This is a genomic window from Ruegeria sp. R8_1 (assembly GCF_017743815.1).
GTDB lineage: Bacteria > Pseudomonadota > Alphaproteobacteria > Rhodobacterales > Rhodobacteraceae > Ruegeria > Ruegeria lacuscaerulensis_A.
Genome location: NZ_JAGHRL010000005.1, coordinates 44,733 through 64,174, shown reverse-complemented (window position 1 = coordinate 64,174; position 19,442 = coordinate 44,733). Strand labels below are relative to the sequence as shown.

Sequence of the window (19,442 nt, the reverse complement as noted above, 5' to 3'; positions counted from 1 at the left end):
TCCGCCAGATTGCGCCGAAACGTGATGCAGCCAGACCGGAGCGCCAAGGACATGGAATTTTCGTTGTTCAACCTGATGACCAAGCCCGTTGATGGGTCATCACATGCGGATGTGTTCAACCAAATGCGCACCATGACGAAAATGGTCGATGAAGCCGGGTTCGACGTGGCTTGGTTCGCTGAACATCACTTGTCGAACTATTGCATCTCACCGTCGCCTTTGATGACGGCCGCGAACATGGCCGCCCACACCAAGCGGATCAAGGTGGGCCCTGCAGTTGTGGTGATGCCGTTTTATGAACCCCTGCGACTGGTCGAGGATATCTGCCTGACCGATCAACTGACCGAAGGTCGTCTGGTGCTGGGATTGGGCACCGGTTATCAGCCGCGCGAATTCAAGAAGTTCGGGTTCGAGATCAATGACCGTCTGATGCGCGGGCTTGAGATCTGGGATTGCATTGAACAGGGTGTCTATAGCGGCGTGATCGACTATCAGGGCGACCACATTCAGATCAGCGATGCCGCTCTGTCTATCGCACCGGTTCAGGATCGCATCCGCACCTTCGCGGTCGGCAACGCGCCGGAAATGCGCCAGAAGATGATCGATTACGGGGCCGAAACGCTGACCACACCGGCCATCGGGCCAAACGCGATCGTGGGTACCGCGCGGCGGCTGTACAAGGAAACCCGCACCGAGAATGGCCTCACGGGCGACGATTTCCCCTTTGCAGTTCAGCGCTATGTCTACATCGCCAAGGACAAGGACGATGCCCGCGCCGCGGCCGAGCAGGTTCTCATCCATGCCCGCATGGCCAACAACATGCGCCGCCCCGAGCCGCTGATGGAGGGCGCGGACCTCAAGATCGTACCCTTCGACAACGAACCCGATATCGAAATGGTGATGCAGCGCGCCATCATTGGTGACGCCGAAGAGGTCACGCAGCGCATCGTGGCCGAGGCGCGCGAATTTGGCATCACCCATCTGAGCGTCTTTATGCAAATCGCCTCGATCCCCTTTGCCAACACCCTTCGGTCGCTGGAAGTGTTCTGCGATCAGGTGATGCCTGCGGTCAATGCCGCGCTTGAGGCAGACAAGGCCGCGCTCGCCTCATGATCCAGCCGGATTTTGCGCTGGACAACAAGACCATCCTGATTACCGGGGCCGCGCGCGGATTGGGCGCGGCCATGGCGGGTCTGACGCGGTCGCTGGCGGACGGCATCTGCGCCAACGCCATCGCTCCGGGCTATGTCCTGACCGAGATGAACCGCAAGATTCTGAACGATCAGTATTTCGTGCGCAGGATCGAAAACCGCACCCCGGCGGCACGATGGGCTGAGCCTGCGGAAATCGCGGCCCCGGTCGCCTTTCTGTTGTCGGGGGCGGCGTCATACATCAACGGGCAAGTGCTAGCCATCGACGGCGGCATGAACGCCTTTTTACAAACGAACGAGGGGTAACACATGGCGCGTCTTGCGGGGAAAATCGCCTTGGTGACGGGCGCGGGCTCGATGAAGGGCGGCATGGGCAATGGCAAGGCCACGGCCATCCGACTGGCGCAGGAGGGTGCCGCCATCGCCGCGCTGGATCTGGATCAGACTGCCGCCGAGGAAACCTGTGACATGATCCGGCAGGCAGGCGGGCGTGCCTTTGCCCTGACCGCAGACGTTACGCAAGAGGATCAGGTAAAGACCGCCATTGCACAGTGCCTGTCCGAATTCGGCCAGATCGACATTCTGCAGAACAACGTCGGCATCCTGAAAACCGGCGGCGCGATGGACAGTACGGTCGAGGATTGGGACGCGCTGGTCCATGTGAATATGAAGGCGGTGTTTCTGCCTACCAAACATGTCCTGCCACATTTCGTCGAGCGTGGCATGGGGGTGGTGACCAATATCTCGTCCATCGCTGGGCTGCGCTATTTGGGTACGCCCTATATCGGGTACAACGCCACAAAGGGCTCGATCATTTCCTTCACCCGCAATCTGGCGGCGGAAATGGCTCCGCATGGGGTGCGGGCGAATGCGATCCTGCCGGGGTTCATCGACACGCCGATGGCGCGGGATATCACTGAACAGAACGCGGATGATCCCGAGGCTATTGACTGGGGCGCGCTGGACAAACAGCGCGCCGCGCGTATCCCGCTGGGCCGCGTGGGCACCCCGTGGGACGTGGCCAACGCCGCCGTGTTTTTGGCCAGCGACGAGGCATCCTATATCACCGGCACCGAGATCACCGTCGACGGAGGTGTTTCATGCCGCGTGTGAAGGGGCGATCGGGGCGCGCCGCGCGGATACAGCACCAGAAAACAGTACAGACACGCCTAGCACCAGTTACCCGCAGGTTGAAACCGCTGGAGGTTTTGGACGCTGACGCGATTGAACGTATCCACGACGCCTCGCTTTCGATCCTCGAAGAGTTTGGGATCGATTTTCGTGATCCCGTCGCGCTGAACCATTGGCGTCAGGCCGGAGCGGATGTTTCCGGAGATCGCGTTCGGATAGATCGCGCCTTGCTGATGGATCTGGTTGGCAAAGCACCGTCCGAATTTCGGGTGCAGGGTCGCGGAGCGGCGACCGGTTTTACCATGGGCGGAGACACAAGCGTGTTTTGCCCCATGAAAGGCGCGCCCTTCGCGCGGGACCTTGATGGAGTGCGCCGCTCCACCACCGAGGCGGATGTCATAAACTTCGCGCGCCTCACGCAGGCCTGCCCCAGCTTTCATATGGCAGGCGGATTCACCTGCGAGCCGATGGATATCCCCGTGGCCCATCGCCATCTGGCGATGATGCGTCACCATATGGTTGAAACCGAACTACCGCTGTTCGGTATAGGTACCTCGCGCGAACGGGCCGAGGATTGCGTCGCCATGGCGCGGATCGTGGCAGGGGATGTGATGGAGGGCGCGACCTCGATCTTCATGCATGCATCTGGCAATTCTCCACTGGTCTGGGATGAGGCGATGCTGGATGGCGCGCGCGTTTTTGCAGATGCGGGACAGGCGGTGCTGTGTTCGCCCTTCGTATTGGCTGCCGCGAACACGCCAGCCGATGTCGCGGCCACAATCGCGCAGGTCAACGCAGAAGCACTGGCGGCCATCGCCTATATGCAGCTCTATCGGCCCGGAACCCCGGTGATGTACGGGCAATATACCGTGTCGATTTCGATGCAATCGGGGGCGCCGATGGCCGGAACACCCGAGGTCGCGCTGATTACCACAGCCATCGGGCAATTGGCCCGCCGATACGGAGTACCATGGAGAACGTCAGCCAACCACGCCTCGTCAAAATCTTTTGACGCCCAATCGGGCTATGAGGGCGCCACAACCCTTATGACCGCCTTCAACGCGGGGGCGAACCTGATGCTGCATTCTGCAGGCTGGGATGAGGGCGGGTTGGCCATCTGCTATGGCAAGTTCATCGCCGATGACGAACAGAACCAGTTGATGGCGCGATATGCGGGCGGGATATCAATGGACCGGTTCGATGAGGCGCTGCAGGCCGTGCGACGGATCGGACCGGCCGGTCACTACCTGGGCGACAGTTTCACACTGGACCATTTCCGCAGCGCTTTCGCGATGCCCGAGTTGATGGATTTTTCAAGTTTCGAACAATGGAGTTCCGCTGGCAGTAATGACATGGCCGCGCGCAGTCGCGCAAAAGCGCGCAAGTTGCTGGAAGACTTTGAAGCGCCTCACATGGACGCCGCAATTCGCGAAGAACTGGATGCCTATGTGGGGCGTCGAAAATCCGAGATTGATCCAGGATTTTCGTGAGGGCAATTCAGCCCAATAGTGAATTTCAATTGCACAGTTCTGGACCAACGATATGAAGTTTCAATGCCCAGTTTTTATGGTAGCCAGAAACAGCTTTTGCCAGTTTCACTTGAAAGTCGGCAATCACACTGCGCGCAGCATCCGGAAGTGTCGGCTCGACCCCGACCATCGCCGTGTAGGTGACAGGAAGCCGCTTTGAGATGGCGAACGGCCAGGCCATTCGCCAAGGTAGATCAGATATCGATACGCTCAACGATGCTTAGGGCATCTTCGGGTTCAATGCCCAGGTAGCGCACTGTAATGTCGTCCTTTGTGTGACCATGCAGCAGTTGGGCCGCGCAGAGGTCGCTGGTTTTTCGCTAAATCTCTGCTGCCTTTGTCCGGCGGAGCGAGTGGGCGTCATATCCACTTGGCTCCAGCCCTATCGCCGTGACTCAATCACGCGCCAAGCGTCCATACTGGCGGGTTGAGATGTGTGGCCGATCATGGAAGCGACTGGGAAACATGAACCGTCATGCAAACATTTCGGGTGATGAGATCCAGACCAAGTCGGTTTCAAGCGTGCTTTCCGTCAGTTCAAACTGGACCGGTCGCTTGGTCTTGCTCTGGATGACCGATACGCGTTCCCGGACGCGCTCATCTTTGACGAGGTTGGAAACGGCTAGTTTGACTAGTTCACAGCCACGCGGCTTGCTGTCGATGGCGACGTTGAACAGAGCCAGGTCTCGTAGTTAACCCGTACGTTCGAACCGAGCCCGGATCGCCCTGGCCTGTTTTGGTAGCAAAGGCCGTTTTTTGACCGATGATCCGCCCCTTGTTCCAAGCAATGCGTTTCGGAGTGGTTGCAGGAAGTTGGACTCTTGGCATGATAAGCGCTCCGATCCTCCCTCCGCACCCAATCATCAGCACCGCACTGACAGGACGATTTTACAGATTGAGGGAATGGCCGGTATCAGAGACGCTTGAAGCTCGTCATCGCTGCGCGAGCATTCGGCAGTAGAGGAGTCCAAAGCGGAAGTTCAAAAGAGCATCTTAATTGACCCTCAGTAGCCGGTGGACCCAGATGCTGGTATTCAGAGCATTAGGTAGTCCTATGAGGTCATAAATGCAGCGATCATTTGCCATAGTCTCAACACTCCTTTTTTCAATTTACACGACGGCAGCTAGTGCAACGGAAGACATCCGACTCGTTGTGCAAATCACGGTTGATGGACTCCGCGGAGACTTGATTCCTCGCTATCAAACCGCCTTCGGCGAGGCCGGTTTCAATAGACTAATAGAAAACGGAGTTTGGTACACTGACGCTCATCATCGTCATGCCAACACCGAAACCATTGTTGGTCATGCGACCCTAGCTACCGGAGCTCATCCCTCTGAACATGGAATGATCGGCAATGCGTGGTTCAACAGGGCTAAAGAGCGATTGGGGTATAATATCGAAGATCCAGACTATCCGATGTTGCCAGTTCCAGGCTTCGGCGGAACTATCGATCAGGTTGACCCGACACAAGCCGCTGCTGAGACATCGGGCCGTTCTCCCGTTAACCTGTTGGCGACGACGTTCGGAGACGAACTGGTGAAGGCCAATGTCGGGCGATCCAAAGTTTTTTCCGTATCTGGTAAAGACCGTTCAGCGGTTGCAATGGCGGGACATTCTGGAAAGGCTTTTTGGCTGTCGGCGGCAACAGGGGCATTTGAAACAAGTACCTTTTACTATGACGCGTATCCTGACTGGGTTCTCGATTGGAATTCTAAACGCCCCGCAGATGCGAAGATCGAAAGTGAATGGTGGCCGGAGTGTTCAGACGCACCTTACCTGATGGAAAGAAAGGAACGCTCCTTCGTAACCAATCTTGGCACGTTCGGTCGCACTTTCCCGCATTTCTATGGGAAGCCGGACGACGGGCTCTACTACACGCAGGTCTTATTGTCGCCGCATGGAGACCGGATCACGGCAGACTTCGCAAAAACTGTGGTCAAATCAGAAGGGCTTGGTGATGACGAGTGGCCCGACTACCTAAGCGTCAGTTTTTCTGGCGTTGACGCTACCAACCATTTCTTCGGACCATCCAGCCTAGAAAATGAAGAAATGGTGCGCTGTTTGGATGAGACACTGGCAGATTTCTTTGAGTTCATGGATCGAGAGGTTGGGCCTGCGAACGTGCTTTACGTGCTTTCTGCCGATCATGGCATGCCGGAAGCGCCAGAAGAGATGGCCGAAGCTGGGCTCTCAACATCCCGTAACTCAACCGAAGCATTGATGATGGAAGTGAATTCGGTCATCGCCGATGAGTTTGGTGTGGAATCCGCAATACAGTTCTTTTTCCGCCCTTACGTTTATCTGGACTATGGCTCGATAGAAGCGTCAGGCGCTGACCGGCGTGCAATCGAACGACGCATCGCCAATATACTGATGGCTGCACCTGGCATTGAGCTGGCAATGCCAACCTACCCGCTTGCTGAACAGCGAGGCCATACTCTTCAAGAGCAGATTCGGCGAAACTATCACCCAACACGCTCTGGCGACATTTATGTTGTCCAGACACCTTATTCATTTCTCTTTGAGGATGGTCCAATTGCTGTAATGCACGGATCGCCTTGGCGCTATGACACACATGTTCCAATCATTTTCGCTGGCCCTGGCATCAAGCCTGCTCGTGTTAGCCGCCCCGTTTCCACGGTAGACGTCGCCGTCACTCTGAGCACTATTTTAGGTATCAGTCAGCCTAGCAGTGCTGCGGGTGAAACGATAATCGAGATCGGCGTTATTGACTGATAAGCGCTCCTGTCGTTTCTTCGGGTGATTAATTGTTGAAGGCCGTGCCGGAGTGAACGGTGATCTTTGGCCCGATCTCCTGAGTATGGCTGTATTTGGAGAACAACCTCAACGAAAGGCAGGTTTGACCGCGCCTCGCTCATTGCCTGATGAAGTTTCGCTGCGCTCGACACAAATGGCTGCTCTTTGCGCCGCGTTGCCGTATTCAAGATGATGCCAGCGCGGCGGAATTCCCGCTGCGTGCGCGCGCAGCACAAAAATCAAAGGTACAGGTCGGGGCTCGAAGCCGCCATTCTCTGCATTTTGTCTCAATGGCAGCTAAGCTGTATTTGAGGCGGCGCTTGCTGAGCGTTCAGACGAGCTGCTTACTCAAACCGGACTTAAGTTGATGCGGCAGGCGGAATGGCAACCGTCGACCAACCTAAATGTCTCGAAGGTGGAACAAAGCGAAACATTGCCATCCAACCTAAATCGCCTACCAAAGCAGTGTCTCACAATTAGCTGCCGATCAGTAACTCAGGATCAATCGACGGGCGACCAGTGCAGCTGTAGAAATTCGCCAGGCGAGTGCGGACGTTGGTCAGATCAACAAAATCGATCAATCGATCGAAGCAAGCGATAATGGGGAACGTGATCTTCAAGCGAGAACTCTTGGCACAGTGCCGTTTGAGTCTCTTGCCTCGGTCCCATCATCGCCAATCCTCCCATTTGTCGAGAGAATTGAATCAGTCGCTTGGCCGCGGATCAAGGATGAGTTTTTCAACCAAATCAGTCCAAATCGACAGATGCTGCGCTGCGCAGGAATGTCTCCAAAGGACCGTTCAGGACTTTTGCTAGCTTACCTGACGTGTCACCGGACGGTCTGCGGCACACAGCAGCCGTTCATATGGCTGAAGCAGGTATCTCGATTGAGGAGATTACACAGTTTCTCGGCCATTCAGACTCACGGATCACCGCGTCCGTCTACGCGCACTTAAGCCCGGAGCATCTACGTAAAGCTGCCAGTGCTTTGGAGTTCGACTAACGCTTTGGTTAAATGAACTTCAGATAACTGGCTCAAAAACAACAAAGGCGCCCTTGGGCGCCTTGTGTCAGACGCAGAGATTTTTAACCTTTCTGGATTGACTAACTCGCTGCAGTTAAAATTAATTATTTTGGTCGCATTTGTTATCCTGCCTTCGCCGCCAAGAAAAGTTGCTTTTTGTGGCTAAATTCAGGTTCCAACCAGATAGAAACTTGCCTTTGCTTCGGCGTTTAACGGCTGAAGGATCTTGAATGATATTTAGCAATCACGCCGCTCTAGGGTCAGGATTCATAACCAGTATATGACGGTTTCCGCGAGTGTGATGGCTGATAGGAAGACCTTTGGGCAACGGTCGTAGCGTGTCGCCACGCGCCTCCAATCCTTGAGCCTGCCGAACATGATCTCAATCCAGTTACGCCGTTTGTATCGGCGTTTGTCGTATTTGACCGGCGTCTTGCGTTGCTTTCGACCGGGGATGCAAGCGCGTACCCCCTTGTCTTTCAACGCGTCTCGGAACCAGTTGGCATCATAGCCGCGATCCCCGAGCACCGATGTAATCACTAACCTGGCCAGCGGTGACAAAGAGGTTCAATGGCCGCCCTTTGCTGTCACATATGGCGTGCAATTTTGTATTCATGCCGCCTTTGGTTCTGCCAATCAGGCGGCCACGCCCCCCCTTTTTGACGCCCAAACTGGACGCTGTACGATGGGCCTTTAGATGTGTGGCGTCGATCATAGCCGTTTTCTTTTCACCGTGCTCAACAGCCAGACCGGCCATCATCCGCGCAAAGATGCCTTTCTCGCTCCAACGCTTCCACCGGCTGTAGAGCGTTTTGTGAGGTCCGTATTCCTTTGGGGCGTCCCGCCAGCGCAACCCATTGCGATTGATGAAGATAATCCCACTCAACACCCGTTTATCATCGACTCGTGGCTTGCCATGCGACTTCGGGAAGAAAGGGGAAAGCTTGGCCATCTGCTCATCTGTAAGCCAATAAAGGTCGCTCATTTCAACGCCCCGTTTTCGGAGCTGTGAATCACGCAGCGCAACGTAAATCAATGCATCCTGACTCTACACAAATGATTGACAGAGGACACGACTCTCTTTTTGGCAGTACCTTCGTTTTAACCAATCCCGTGAAAACCCGAGAAAAGAAGCGCAAGGTTGTGCATGAAACGATAGCTTTTCGCATGGATGAGGAGCGTCCGATTCCGCGTGAACTGCTGGCAGAGGTCGGTCTGACGCCCGAAGACAATCCGCGTGTTCAGGTATACGGCGACTCAGAAACGCCATTATAACGCAAAGGGCTGCTTTTAAACCCATTGCAAAGGCAATCGGAATGGACTGTCTACAGACGTTATACGCACATTACGCCCCAAACAGTTCTCTGGATCTCGAATTTGGTCCTATCGCTCAGATAATCAGCAAATCGCCATGTGCGGCCCGTTCCGGACCTTGACCGAGGCGCTTGCCGCTGCGGTGTAGCTCTCACGAAGCAGACGTTCACTCTATTCGGTCCATAACACGGTCTCCGAGTAGAACTGCGACCAAGCAAACCAAAAGGCCTGATGGCTCAAACGTTCTTCGCCGTTTAATCCGATGGCCCTTACGCCCCCTGCGGATAGTTCCAATCTCACATCTTCAAACGCGACGTCTTGCCCTGCAACCAATGCAACCATGGCTGTTGCACGGGGAAAGGCGACTGGAGTTCCGTTGGCCGTGATTGTACCGATGATGTCTTCGTGCACAGGCAGCCGCGGATCGACGTCCCCTATCGGGAATATTGGGCCATTCGCGTCGCGAGTTTCGCGCAGGTTGAAGTCGCGACCTAGGGCCAAAGCTTCAACCAGGACCGTTGTGTTCGGATACGCCTCGCGCCAAGCACCCCAATCAGTCGTGATAACCGCAGCTTGTTCCAATTGGAGCCCGATATCAGCCAATGGGCCGGTCACCGCCTTGCCAAGGAATGTGTCAAAAACAGAATGTGTTTCGATGTCATACATGACTTTGTTCGAACGGATAAGCAGGCCAGACGTTCGTAAAATGGGCCGCTTCACGCCTGCCGGTAGTCGATCAGTAAAGTAGGCTTGCGCGGCTCCGCAAAGCGTGCAGTAGGGAATGCCAAGATCACGCCCGCCGAGTGTGTCATTCACCATTTCACGTACTTCCATTATCCTGCGAGGATAGGCACGCGCCTGACCGTTTACCACGATGCCGAAGATGACATCATCATCTTCCAACCAAGTCGCCTCGGCTGCGGTACTGATCTCGGGATTATCGACGGCAGGGATGCAATGGCAGACTTCATCAGTCGAGTCATAGGGACGCGCATCTATGTTAACCCCGCCCCAATCCACGAGTTGCCATGCGATATCTCCTTGCACAAAGATCTCGTCCCAACCGGGAACATAGTTGGTGAAGACACGACGCTTATGGGCGAGGTAGCCTGGATAGGCGGGAATGTCCCACGCGATCATTTTGTTGATAATCGCCGGGCGCCGAAGTCCGGTATTCAAAGGAATGTCGAGGATCGTCGCCGCGGCCCGTGTCAGCGCAGCGTGGAATTCTGGCTTCCAAGCAAAACGCTGCATGTCGGTGATGATCCAAACCAGTCGAGGATCATACGTTCGCGCGATTTTATCAAAGGCCGCAGCATTTGCAGGGTCCCATGCGGCCTGCGCCACTGCAATCGATAAAACCTCTTCCAACGCCTCTTTTACAGAAGCGTCCAGAGGTCCTTCCTGGATCGTCGGTGGTGCCCCAAACTCAGCCGCCACATAGTCCCGCGACGGCGCGATGGTCTGCGCCCAAAGCATGTCGGAAGCGAAACAAAGTACGACGGCAATAGCGAACAAGTGGCGAAACATATTAGTTCCTTCGAAGGGAAATCCCTTCGGAGATACTAAGCCGGGAATAAAGGATCGTGGCTTCACGTTTGCATTAGGCCGCAACAAACCTGACGTTTTAGGGACCGCGCTCAGCGGCCCTAAGCCAGCGTCCAACAGTCGTTATTGATACTGCGACCGCAGCCGCAAAGCTGACACTGACGCCATTGCAGCGTTTATTTTTTGGGACCGCAGGATCGCCACAGCCGCCTGCCCATAAAGAGTAAGCAGGAGTACCAATTGACCATCAATTGGAGGTTTGACCAGCCAGATAAATCTGGAGATAAAATCTAGTATGGACAACTACCCAATCTTTTGGACGTTTCGCCGATGCCCTTACGCGATAAGAGCCCGGCTCGCACTTGCGAGTTCAAGAGTAAAAGTCGAGCTGCGCGAAGTTCTCTTGCGGGACAAACCAAAAGCTTTCTTGCAAACATCTCCATCCGGCACAGTGCCCGCGCTTCGACTTCCAGACAAAGTCATAGATGAAAGCTTGGAAATCATGGTTTGGGCGCTCCAACAAAATGACCCGCAGCGGCTTTTGGACATGCCCCCCGAAGGCTGGGACCTAATTTCGGCAAATGATGGCCCGTTCAAAACTGCATTGGATCACACAAAATACGCTACGCGCTATCCAGATCTGGACTTCAATGAGGAACGCAAGAAAGCGATGGGCTACTTGCTTGACCTAAACGAACAGTTAGTTGGGCGGGCTTGGCTTTTTGGGGATAGACCCACCCTAGCCGATCTAGCGCTTCTGCCATTTGTTCGCCAGTTTGCACATATAGACAGGGCTTGGTTTGATGCACAGAAGTGGCCAAGTTTAATCGCTTGGTTGGATCAGTTCCTAAACAGTGAAGCTTTTTTGCTGGTGATGAGAAAGTATGCAACTTGGTCAGAAGACGATGCACCGATTTGGTTTAACGGCTGAATGCAGCAAATCATATTCGTCCCAAACCGGACTTTGAGTGGGGTCTAGGTCGCCGCGATGCGGTATTCACTGAAGCTGACATTCGCTGCAGGTATTGAGCTTCCCCAACTGAACTGGTCCACCACTATGCTTGCGCCATTTATAACGGTAGCAAGAAGCTTTTCATAAATCGCATGATCCCTGTCCCCGGACCATCTCCACGGCGGGTTGAACTATCCCAGACAACTGCATCTTTTGGTGCTGTTTTGAGATTATATCCACTTAAGAACGTGTCCATCGTTGTAAGAGCGGCAAAAATGCTGAACCTTGTACTGCTACCCCAGGCGACCAGCTTGGGCATTGGAGCAGGTTTTTCCGCCTCAGATGAAGGCGTAAGACGCGCAGCCGCGGTCGTTCGAAGGATCAGGGTTCCTGGACCTTCTGCATAATAGTAGATCATACGCCCCAGTATCAGCGTCGAAAGACCCAGACTGGCAATCCGTCCCATTTTCAATGTTTCGCTCATCCCGACGAAATCTGAAAACCTGAAAATCACACGCTCACCAGGTTGAAGGGACCAAGAAACAAGTTCTGCAGGCTCGTCGACTTTCAGTTCCGCGTCAAATTCATCGGGTTTCTCTGCGCGGTTGCCCTCAATCCGATTCATAGCCCATGTACCGCTGGCAATGCGCGCGACAGGCATTCGAAACCCAAGCGGACGGCGTCGGGCGGGTGGAGGCCCTTCCAACGTCACGCCCCAACGCGCTACAAAATAAGCATCTTTTTCGGCAACTGGAATGCGGTAGTGCTGCCCATGGTTAGCCAAAACAGACGCTGAAGATGGGGGGTCATCTGGCAGAAACTGTGCATGCAGACTGGCGGCCCCGTTTGGCGCAAATATCACGCGCGAGAAAACAATAAGGAACGTCTTGAGCAGAATAATGACACTGTACAACGTCAAAAGCAGCGATACGTTGCGCCAGGTTCTAAAACTGCCTGTTACGGTCGATGTGGTTGTCGTGTGTGTGGTTAGATAAACCTGTTGGTAGTAGCTTTGAACCCGGGTTGAAGCATCTGACACGTCGTCAGCCAGAGCGACATCGCTGGGGCAGTTTCGGGGCCTGTTCGGGTCGGACGACGCCAGAGTAATGCATCCCGCAAAATCGGTGGTGCCGTCTATCATTCCGGTCCGCGCGTCCACCATCATCTGGTTGGCCCCTTCGACGATCCATTCCTTTGTCTTGCAGACAGGATCAAGTGGAAAGCACCAGCCCGGCTTTTCCAACAAGGGCAAGACCTCTTTGGGAAAGGCTGTATTCATCTGGTCTTTTACAGCTAGGGGTACACGAGCAAGGTCGTTCTTTGCGTCCCGTTCAATCGTCTTCAGGTTGAGGCTCACACGTTTATGCACCGAAATCAGATACAGATCCGACCACTGATTGATAGCGCGTTCCAGCGGGTCCGCGCTTGGATAGCTACGGGACCAGGATTTGACGTACGGAACATGGCTGTCTTGCGCCATCGGCTCGTTTTCGATCACCCAGATGATTGCCCGGTTTTCCAACTCGGCCGTTCGGCGTTCAACATCGGCAACCATCTGTGGTTCGATCCACAAATTTACGAGCGCCCACCAAAACCCACCGAAAAAAACAAATACAGCCAATGCGGGGCTCCAGAGGCGCAATGTCTTGCGAGTGGCGGAGTGTAGATCCGATTTAGAAAGTGTTGTGACAAACTGCCAGTTGTCACGGACCATCATCCACAGCATTCGAACCAGCACCGATATCGTCAGGAACAACAGTGCGTTCACCAGTTTGGGTTGATAGCCAAGAAACATCATCCCCAGCAAGCTGGTACCCGGAGCTGCACCGAAAAGTTGCGCAATCTGTGACCCAGCTACATCCAGAAACAGAATAGTGGTAAACCCTATGAATGACGTGGAAAGCAAATGACCGTGGCGCAGAAAAAGATAGGTGCATGCGGCAGCAAGAGCGGCATAAATCACGTGCGTGGTCATCTCAAATGCGCCGCCGGCCCCCGTCGAATTGAACTGATAAATCAGCGACGACCACAACAAAAAGGCCGGAATTGGCCAAAGCGACAAACGCCCGAGCCGGATGACCAGGCCCGCGGAAACAAGCCCTGCCAACCCCAAAATTCCGATGGCCGGATGCCCCCAACCACGCTGCTGATAAAGCGTTATTTGATCGGTAATCGTCGTCAGAACACCCGTCTTTCCAGTGGCCACCGGGTCAAGCACAAATGCATAGGACGCCAACATAGGGACCCAGCCAATAAACAGCAGGAACCAGAGGAGTTCTTGAAAAAACCGAGATTGTTGCGTTTCGATTTTGTTCAGCTCCTTGCAAAAGCGCTTCAAAAAAAAGTAATCGAATACATAAATTTCTAATGGCAACTATGGCGCCTGTGCTTAATTCTGACAAGACGGCATCCAAAGCACACTGAAAATGGCCTAGCTCACCATGGGTTGGGCATTCAACACCCTGTTCTAAGGCTAAGTCTTGAATACCAGTGTCTGTGACACCGCCCATGCCTTCGATCAGAGCGTTGTTTACTTTGGCCCTATGGTTTGCCTACGATTTCAATGAATTTTCCTGAAGTTTTTTCTAAAGGTTTATTGTCATGCCCGAGACGCTCAACTTGCACAAATTTGAACATCTTAGCCCTTTTCAGATCAAAGACGAACTCATCAAGCTGGCTCAGAAAGAGTCGCATCAGATGGCCCTGCCCTATCTAAATGCAGGGCGTGGAAATCCCAACTGGATCGCAACCAAAGCACGCGAGGCGTTCTTCCTGCTGGGCCAGTTTGCGATGACCGAGGCAAAACGACACCGCGATGAACCACAGGTCGGGTTGGCCGGAATGCCTCAAGGCAACGGTTCTTACGAGAGGTTGAAAGACTATTGCACCAATTCTTTGGAACAGAATGGACCCCCGGGTGCCGACACGCTGGCGGCCATGGTGGACTGCGCCGTTGAAAAATTTGGTTTCACGCCTGACGACTTCGTCCTTGAACTAACCGATGGCATTGTGGGCGACCACTATCCAATGCCTGACCGGTGCATGAAACACAACGAAGCCATTGTGCACGAATACATAATGTGGGCGATGTGCGCCGGGCATCGGCCCGAGGCAAAATTCGACATATATGCTGTCGAAGGTGGTACCGCCGCGATGTGCTATATTTTCAAGGCGCTTAAAAACCAGCGACTGCTTAACGCAGGCGATACAATAGCTTTGGGCACACCGATCTTTACGCCTTATTTGGAAATGCCGCTTTTGGAAGACTACGGGTTGAACGTGGTCGACATATCGTCAGAGGAAGAACACCATTTTCAGTTGACGGATGATCATCTGGAGCTCTTGGCCGACCCGAAGGTCAAGGCACTTTTCCTTGTCAATCCAGGCAACCCTTCGTCGGTTGCGATCAGCCCCGAGGTCATGGCCCGGCTGGTGCATTTCGTCAATACCCGACGTCCGGATCTGATTATCCTGACCGATGATGTCTATGGCACCTTCGTGCCAGACTTTCAGTCGGTGATGGGACATTTGCCGGAAAACACGATCGGCGTTTATTCTTTTTCGAAGTATTTTGGGTGTACCGGTTGGCGTCTCGGCGCAATCTTAGTGTCTGAAAACAACATCTTCGACAAAATGATCGCCCAAGCCCCAGCGGATACGCGTGCAGTCGTTGAAGCGCGATACGAAACGCTGACCCCTGATCCGTCCTCGTTCAAATTCATTGATCGAATTGTAGCGGACAGCCGAGATGTCGCGTTGAATCATACTGCGGGTTTGTCTCTGCCGCAGCAAGTAATGATGACGCTGTTTTCGCTTGTTGAACTGATGGACGAAGAGAAAAAATATCAGGCGTTTTGCTGGGGTATTCTCGATCACCGTTTCAATGAGCTGGTCGAAGGCTTGGGGATCGAGGTTTCTGACAATCCGCTTTTCGACAAGTATTACGGCATTATCGACTTTGAATTCTGGCTACGGAAATATGTAGGTGAAGAGGTCGTGGAGTGGATTAAGGAGAACGTTCACCCACTGGATATCTCATTCAAACTAGCACAAGACCATGGGATTGTTCTGCTCAATGGGTCGGGCTTTGACGCACCAAACTGGTCGGCACGTGTCTCTTTTGCAAATCTAGATGACAGCGCCTATCGCCAGATCGGCCGGGCAGTTCGGGCGGTGGCGGTTGGCTATGTGCAAGCCTACCGGGCCGCGAAAAGCCTGCCACTTCACGGTTAGTTTGCGATTACGGACGCTTTGATCAGGGAACAAAGGCCACAACAAGCGGGCCCCAGAGCGTTAAAAAGATATTGGCGACCGCGTAAGTCATCGTAAACGCGGGGGTTGGCGTCGCGTTACCGGTCTTTTCCAACAACGTCGCAAAGCCTGGGTTGCCTGACCGGGAACCGGTTACGACCGCGCATGCCTCGACCGGGTTTTTTATGCCCAAAATAAAGTAGTTGATCGTGAATTGCACAATCATCGGCATCAAGGTGACGACCACACCCAGCAGGAGCAAGGTAATGCCGTATTGCTGGATGGCTTCCAGCGCCGGCTTTCCAGCATTCAAGCCGACAACGCCGACAAATACCGCCAGTCCAAAGCTCTGAAGGAAGTTTGCAGCGCCGTGGTTGATGCCACCAATCTTGGGTCGACGAATGCGCAGGTAGCCAATGATCAATCCGGTCACAAGACAGCCAAGCCCCGACCCAAGTGCGACCTTTGTTCCAGCAATGACAAAGCTGATCTCACCAATCAGGTAACCGATGGCAACACCAACACCCAGAGCGATGAAGTTCGTAGCCGAGGCCGAGGGCGGCACGTAGCCTGCCAATTTGGCCACCCTGTTCAGGTCATCTTTGTGGCCAACGATGCTGATCTCGTCACCAGCGTGGAGTTCCGTATTGTGTAGTACCGGCACGTCATGACCCATACGCGTGATCTTTGAGATGTGAACTCCACGACGCTGATCGGCGGTCAATGCAGCCCTCAGTTCTGCCAGAGTTTTTCCTGTCAGTTTGCGATTGGTGATGATCACGTTGCGGCGTTCCTCCACGACAACCAATTCCGGCGGATATTCCCCGATTTCGCCGCTTGCGGTGTCTTCGAAACTGGTAAGTGAGGCGACAAGACCCGAGACAACGATTACATCACCTGCCCCGACAACGGTTTCAGGTTCAGGCTCTACCGAAATTCCGTTCTGCATCAGCTTCTCGACAATCAGATCGCCGCCATACCGTTCCTCGATGGCCTTGACAGATTGCCCGGCAAGTTGCGCATCAGCAGTCACCCGATAGGCGCGCGCCTCAAACCGGTTCATTGGAAGAAACTCACCCTCCTCCAGCTTGCGACCGCCTCCGCTGAGTTTGCTGGCCAGTTTGATTGCTTCTTGCCGAAGATCGCAGCGCAGAATGATAGGAATGACGCTGACGGCCAGAATCGGCCCAATTGAACCAAAGATATAGGTGACCGAGTAGCCAACTGCGATATTGGTTTTTAGCTTTTCCGCTTCATCTGCCGCGAGCCCTAGCAAATCAATCGCGTTGCCCGCTGTGCCGATGATCGCCGACTGCGTCAGCCCTCCGGCGGCCAGTCCAGCCGCAAGCCCTTTGTCCAGCCCCGCCATACGAGCCACGACAATCACGAAGAAAAGCCCCCAGGCGGTCATCATGAACGCCGCCAACAGTTTTGTCAGAGCCGAGCGGTTAAGAGCGGCAAAGAATTGCGGCCCGCCGTTATAGCCAACCATAAAAATAAACAGGGAAAAGAAGACGTTTTGCACATCAGTGCTTAGGGTAATGCCGCCGATCTGGCCTACAAAAACCGCGACCAGAAGGGTTCCGGCAATTCCTCCCAGTTCAAACTTTCCAACCCTGAATTTCCCAATGCCGTATCCTAGACCCAGGCACAGGAAAAGCGCCATAATCGGAAACGCGCGGAGTTGTTCTGCTAAAATATCCATATCGAAATCCCCAGAGCTTCACACTGGTCAACTTGGTTCACGATACAGGGACTGATGATTTAGAAAATACTAAATTCTGAATTTGACCATAGGCACAAGGTTACACGTGGCGCAGTGCTTAAATAGCTGCGCCACGAGCCACAGACTTACCCCTTCGATCGGAAGGCCACAAAAGCCATCACTGCAACGCCAGCAAGGACTAAGAAAACCTCGCTGCCGTGTGTGTGAAACGCGTGATCGGTATGGGCCATCGCGGGCGTTGCGGCCAATACGGCTACTGATGCGAGTCTTACAGGTTTCATGCTTCGATCTCCTGTTTGCGTTGGTGAAGAAAGTCGCGGATGTCTAAAGTGGATTTCTCATCCATGGATACATAGATCAGCGACATATTGGTGCGCTCCTGCACCATCTGGCCGGGAAAGGGCAGATAGCTCAGCTCACGCGATCCGAATGAGGGTGAGGCGGTGCCCACCTGCCATTCGGTTTTCAGTTCGATATCGATCAGTTTCAGCGCCTTGGCACCATCTTTGGATGGGCGTTCAAAGGGAACACCGGCCAGTTTCAGATAGCTGGTCTTGTCACCGGCCTGCAGGAAACCGTCGATGAATTGCGTGGCCAGAACCTGCAGGTCCGCTGCCTCGTCCTCGTGGTGCATGTGGCTGTGCAGGTGGTCGCCATGGGCGTGGTTGTGGCCATGCCCGTGATGGACATGGTCATGATCGTGGTGGTGATGGTGCGGGTGATCATGTGGCATTCGACCACCTCCGCCCCTCGAATTCGCCGTGTGGGATGGCGACGGGTTTGTCGATGAACTTCTTATGCGCGCCCATCTTGCCGTTCGACACCAGCGCGCCCAGCACATCCACGATCACGCGGGTGCCCATCAGGGCGGTGATATCGGATGTGTCGTAAGGCGGCGAGACCTCGACCAGTTCCATGCCACAGATGCCTTCGGCGGCGATGCCCGAGGCCAACGCCAGCGCTTCTCGCGGCAGGAAACCGCCGGGTTCGGGCCAACCGGTGCCCGGGACAAAGCCGCAGTCGATACTGTCTATATCGAAGGACATGTAAACCATATCGACACCGTCCCACGCCATCTCAAGCGCCATCTCGATGGTTTTGTCGACGCCCATCTTCTCCATGTCGCCCATGGTGATGATGTTGGTCTCGCGCTCGCGGGCGACCTTGACGGCCTCACGCGGGACCTGCCAGCCGCCGATGCCGATCTGCACAAGGTTCTTGGCCGGAACATTGGGCAGGTTGGTGGAGTGGAACCACGGGGTCGTGTGCATCCTTTCGTCCAGGTCTTTTTCCTGAATATCCGCGTGGCGGTCGAAGTGGACGATACCGATTTTTTTCGACGTGCATTCGGCGATCCCGCGCACACAGGGGAAGCCGATGGAATGGTCGCCCCCGATCATGATCGGCAGCGAGCCCGAGCTGAACACATGGCTGACCGCGCGGCTGATCTGATCAAAGCTTTTCTCGATATTCGCCGGGATGGTGAACACGTCGCCCGCATCACACAGGGTCATCTGTTCGCGCAGATCGACCCCGATCTCGTAGTTGTAAGGCGTATAAAGCGCCGAGATCTTGCGCACCCCCTGCGGCCCGAACCGGGTGCCGGGGCGATAGGTGGTGCCGCCGTCGAACGGAATGCCCAGCACGGTGGCGTCATAATCGGCAACCTCCAGCACGTCTTCCGCATATGGGGCCTTGAGGAAGGTGTTGATGCCCGCAAAATGCGGTAACTCACCCCTTGCGAAGGTGGGGATCGACTTGTCCTCGATGCTGTCGGCCCCGGTCAGGCCCATGCGCAAGGCCCAGCGGCGTTCCTCGTCCCAGCGGCCTTCTGGCAGGTCGGCCTCTTTCTGCATGGCCTTCCATCCGGCCAGTTTGGTCAGGTCGGGGTGGTGCTGACGCTTTTCGCGGCGTTCAAGATGAGTGCGCAGGTCCATCGGGTGATGGGACTGCGTGCGCTTTGGATCCGAAAACACGGTATGTCTCCCAAATCAGTGTCCCGCTGTCGGGCGGGGATTGCCCGGGCTTTGGTGAACGCAGCATGCGGAGCCCGGCGGC

The 19,442-nt window shown here is 54.7% G+C and carries 16 protein-coding genes and 3 pseudogenes; 9 read left to right on the top strand and 10 right to left on the bottom strand.

Translation table 11 applies throughout. The annotated features are described in order from the left end of the window. The first annotated feature begins 51 nt into the window (after positions 1 to 51). The 4 genes from J7380_RS12520 to J7380_RS12505 are packed head-to-tail and all read left to right on the top strand — an operon-like array spanning position 52 to position 3,772. Positions 52 to 1,113, top strand: a complete 1,062-nt coding sequence (locus J7380_RS12520; protein WP_209196133.1) for an LLM class flavin-dependent oxidoreductase — start codon at positions 52 to 54, stop codon at positions 1,111 to 1,113. Beyond that, positions 1,110 to 1,457 (top strand): SDR family oxidoreductase, encoded by a 348-nt coding sequence (locus tag J7380_RS12515; protein WP_209196132.1) that lies wholly within the window; start codon positions 1,110 to 1,112, stop codon positions 1,455 to 1,457. The genes J7380_RS12520 and J7380_RS12515 overlap by 4 nt, the downstream gene beginning before the upstream one ends. Before the next feature lie 3 nt (positions 1,458 to 1,460). Continuing rightward, entirely contained in the window at positions 1,461 to 2,264 is an 804-nt protein-coding gene (locus J7380_RS12510; protein WP_209196131.1) for a glucose 1-dehydrogenase, read from the top strand. Beyond that, complete coding sequence (locus J7380_RS12505) at positions 2,252 to 3,772, top strand: trimethylamine methyltransferase family protein (protein ID WP_209196130.1); 1,521 nt, start codon at positions 2,252 to 2,254, stop codon at positions 3,770 to 3,772. Before J7380_RS12510 ends, J7380_RS12505 begins: the two co-directional genes overlap by 13 nt. Positions 3,773 to 3,797: 25 nt before the next feature. On the opposite strand, the gene J7380_RS12500 is transcribed toward J7380_RS12505, so the two are convergent. After that, positions 3,798 to 3,992: a hypothetical protein gene (locus J7380_RS12500; protein WP_209196129.1), complete on the bottom strand. Its 195-nt coding sequence runs from the start codon at positions 3,990 to 3,992 to the stop codon at positions 3,798 to 3,800. A gap of 13 nt (positions 3,993 to 4,005) precedes the next feature. Further along, positions 4,006 to 4,639 (bottom strand): annotated as a pseudogene (locus J7380_RS20375) (tyrosine-type recombinase/integrase). A gap of 238 nt (positions 4,640 to 4,877) precedes the next feature. Between J7380_RS20375 and J7380_RS12495 the strand changes: the two are divergent. Further along, positions 4,878 to 6,548, top strand: coding sequence for an alkaline phosphatase family protein (locus tag J7380_RS12495; protein WP_209196128.1), 1,671 nt, complete (start codon positions 4,878 to 4,880; stop codon positions 6,546 to 6,548). A 471-nt stretch (positions 6,549 to 7,019) separates the two neighbouring features. On the opposite strand, the pseudogene J7380_RS12490 reads toward J7380_RS12495, so the two are convergent. After that, a pseudogene (locus tag J7380_RS12490) lies at positions 7,020 to 7,241 on the bottom strand (IS5/IS1182 family transposase); the annotation flags it as partial. A gap of 154 nt (positions 7,242 to 7,395) precedes the next feature. Here J7380_RS12490 and J7380_RS20505 point away from each other — a divergent pair. Further along, positions 7,396 to 7,572 carry a tyrosine-type recombinase/integrase gene (locus tag J7380_RS20505; RefSeq protein ID WP_348539099.1) on the top strand — a complete coding sequence of 59 codons (177 nt, stop codon included), beginning with the start codon at positions 7,396 to 7,398 and terminating at the stop codon, positions 7,570 to 7,572. A gap of 288 nt (positions 7,573 to 7,860) precedes the next feature. On the opposite strand, the pseudogene J7380_RS12480 reads toward J7380_RS20505, so the two are convergent. After that, positions 7,861 to 8,578, bottom strand: a pseudogene (locus tag J7380_RS12480) (IS5 family transposase). A gap of 23 nt (positions 8,579 to 8,601) precedes the next feature. Between J7380_RS12480 and J7380_RS12475 the strand changes: the two are divergent. Beyond that, positions 8,602 to 8,868 (top strand): hypothetical protein, encoded by a 267-nt coding sequence (locus tag J7380_RS12475; RefSeq protein WP_209196127.1) that lies wholly within the window; start codon positions 8,602 to 8,604, stop codon positions 8,866 to 8,868. Between the two features lie 210 nt (positions 8,869 to 9,078). On the opposite strand, the gene J7380_RS12470 is transcribed toward J7380_RS12475, so the two are convergent. Beyond that, positions 9,079 to 10,437, bottom strand: coding sequence for a DUF3179 domain-containing (seleno)protein (locus tag J7380_RS12470; protein ID WP_247742545.1), 1,359 nt, complete (start codon positions 10,435 to 10,437; stop codon positions 9,079 to 9,081). 313 nt (positions 10,438 to 10,750) lie between these two features. Between J7380_RS12470 and J7380_RS12465 the strand changes: the two genes are divergently transcribed. Continuing rightward, the gene (locus J7380_RS12465) at positions 10,751 to 11,386 is read left to right on the top strand and encodes a glutathione S-transferase (protein WP_209196126.1); all 636 of its coding nucleotides are present in this window, start codon (positions 10,751 to 10,753) and stop codon (positions 11,384 to 11,386) included. A 139-nt stretch (positions 11,387 to 11,525) separates the two neighbouring features. On the opposite strand, the gene J7380_RS12460 is transcribed toward J7380_RS12465, so the two are convergent. Continuing rightward, a complete protein-coding gene (locus J7380_RS12460) occupies positions 11,526 to 13,781 on the bottom strand; it encodes a hypothetical protein (RefSeq protein ID WP_209196125.1) in 2,256 nt (751 codons plus the stop codon). A 227-nt stretch (positions 13,782 to 14,008) separates the two neighbouring features. Between J7380_RS12460 and J7380_RS12455 the strand changes: the two genes are divergently transcribed. Further along, the gene (locus tag J7380_RS12455) at positions 14,009 to 15,640 is read left to right on the top strand and encodes a bifunctional aspartate transaminase/aspartate 4-decarboxylase (RefSeq protein WP_209196124.1); all 1,632 of its coding nucleotides are present in this window, start codon (positions 14,009 to 14,011) and stop codon (positions 15,638 to 15,640) included. 22 nt (positions 15,641 to 15,662) lie between these two features. Here J7380_RS12455 and aspT read toward each other — a convergent pair whose 3' ends face one another. From aspT to J7380_RS12435, 4 genes are all read right to left on the bottom strand, one after another. Beyond that, positions 15,663 to 17,363, bottom strand: a complete 1,701-nt coding sequence (aspT, locus tag J7380_RS12450) for an aspartate-alanine antiporter (protein WP_209196123.1) — start codon at positions 17,361 to 17,363, stop codon at positions 15,663 to 15,665. 146 nt (positions 17,364 to 17,509) lie between these two features. Then, positions 17,510 to 17,665, bottom strand: coding sequence for a hypothetical protein (locus tag J7380_RS12445; protein ID WP_209196122.1), 156 nt, complete (start codon positions 17,663 to 17,665; stop codon positions 17,510 to 17,512). Beyond that, positions 17,662 to 18,117 carry a hypothetical protein gene (locus J7380_RS12440; protein WP_209196121.1) on the bottom strand — a complete coding sequence of 152 codons (456 nt, stop codon included), beginning with the start codon at positions 18,115 to 18,117 and terminating at the stop codon, positions 17,662 to 17,664. Before J7380_RS12440 ends, J7380_RS12445 begins: the two co-directional genes overlap by 4 nt. Further along, positions 18,107 to 19,360, bottom strand: a complete 1,254-nt coding sequence (locus J7380_RS12435) for an agmatinase family protein (protein ID WP_209196120.1) — start codon at positions 19,358 to 19,360, stop codon at positions 18,107 to 18,109. The genes J7380_RS12440 and J7380_RS12435 overlap by 11 nt, the downstream gene beginning before the upstream one ends. Positions 19,361 to 19,442 lie beyond the last annotated feature (82 nt).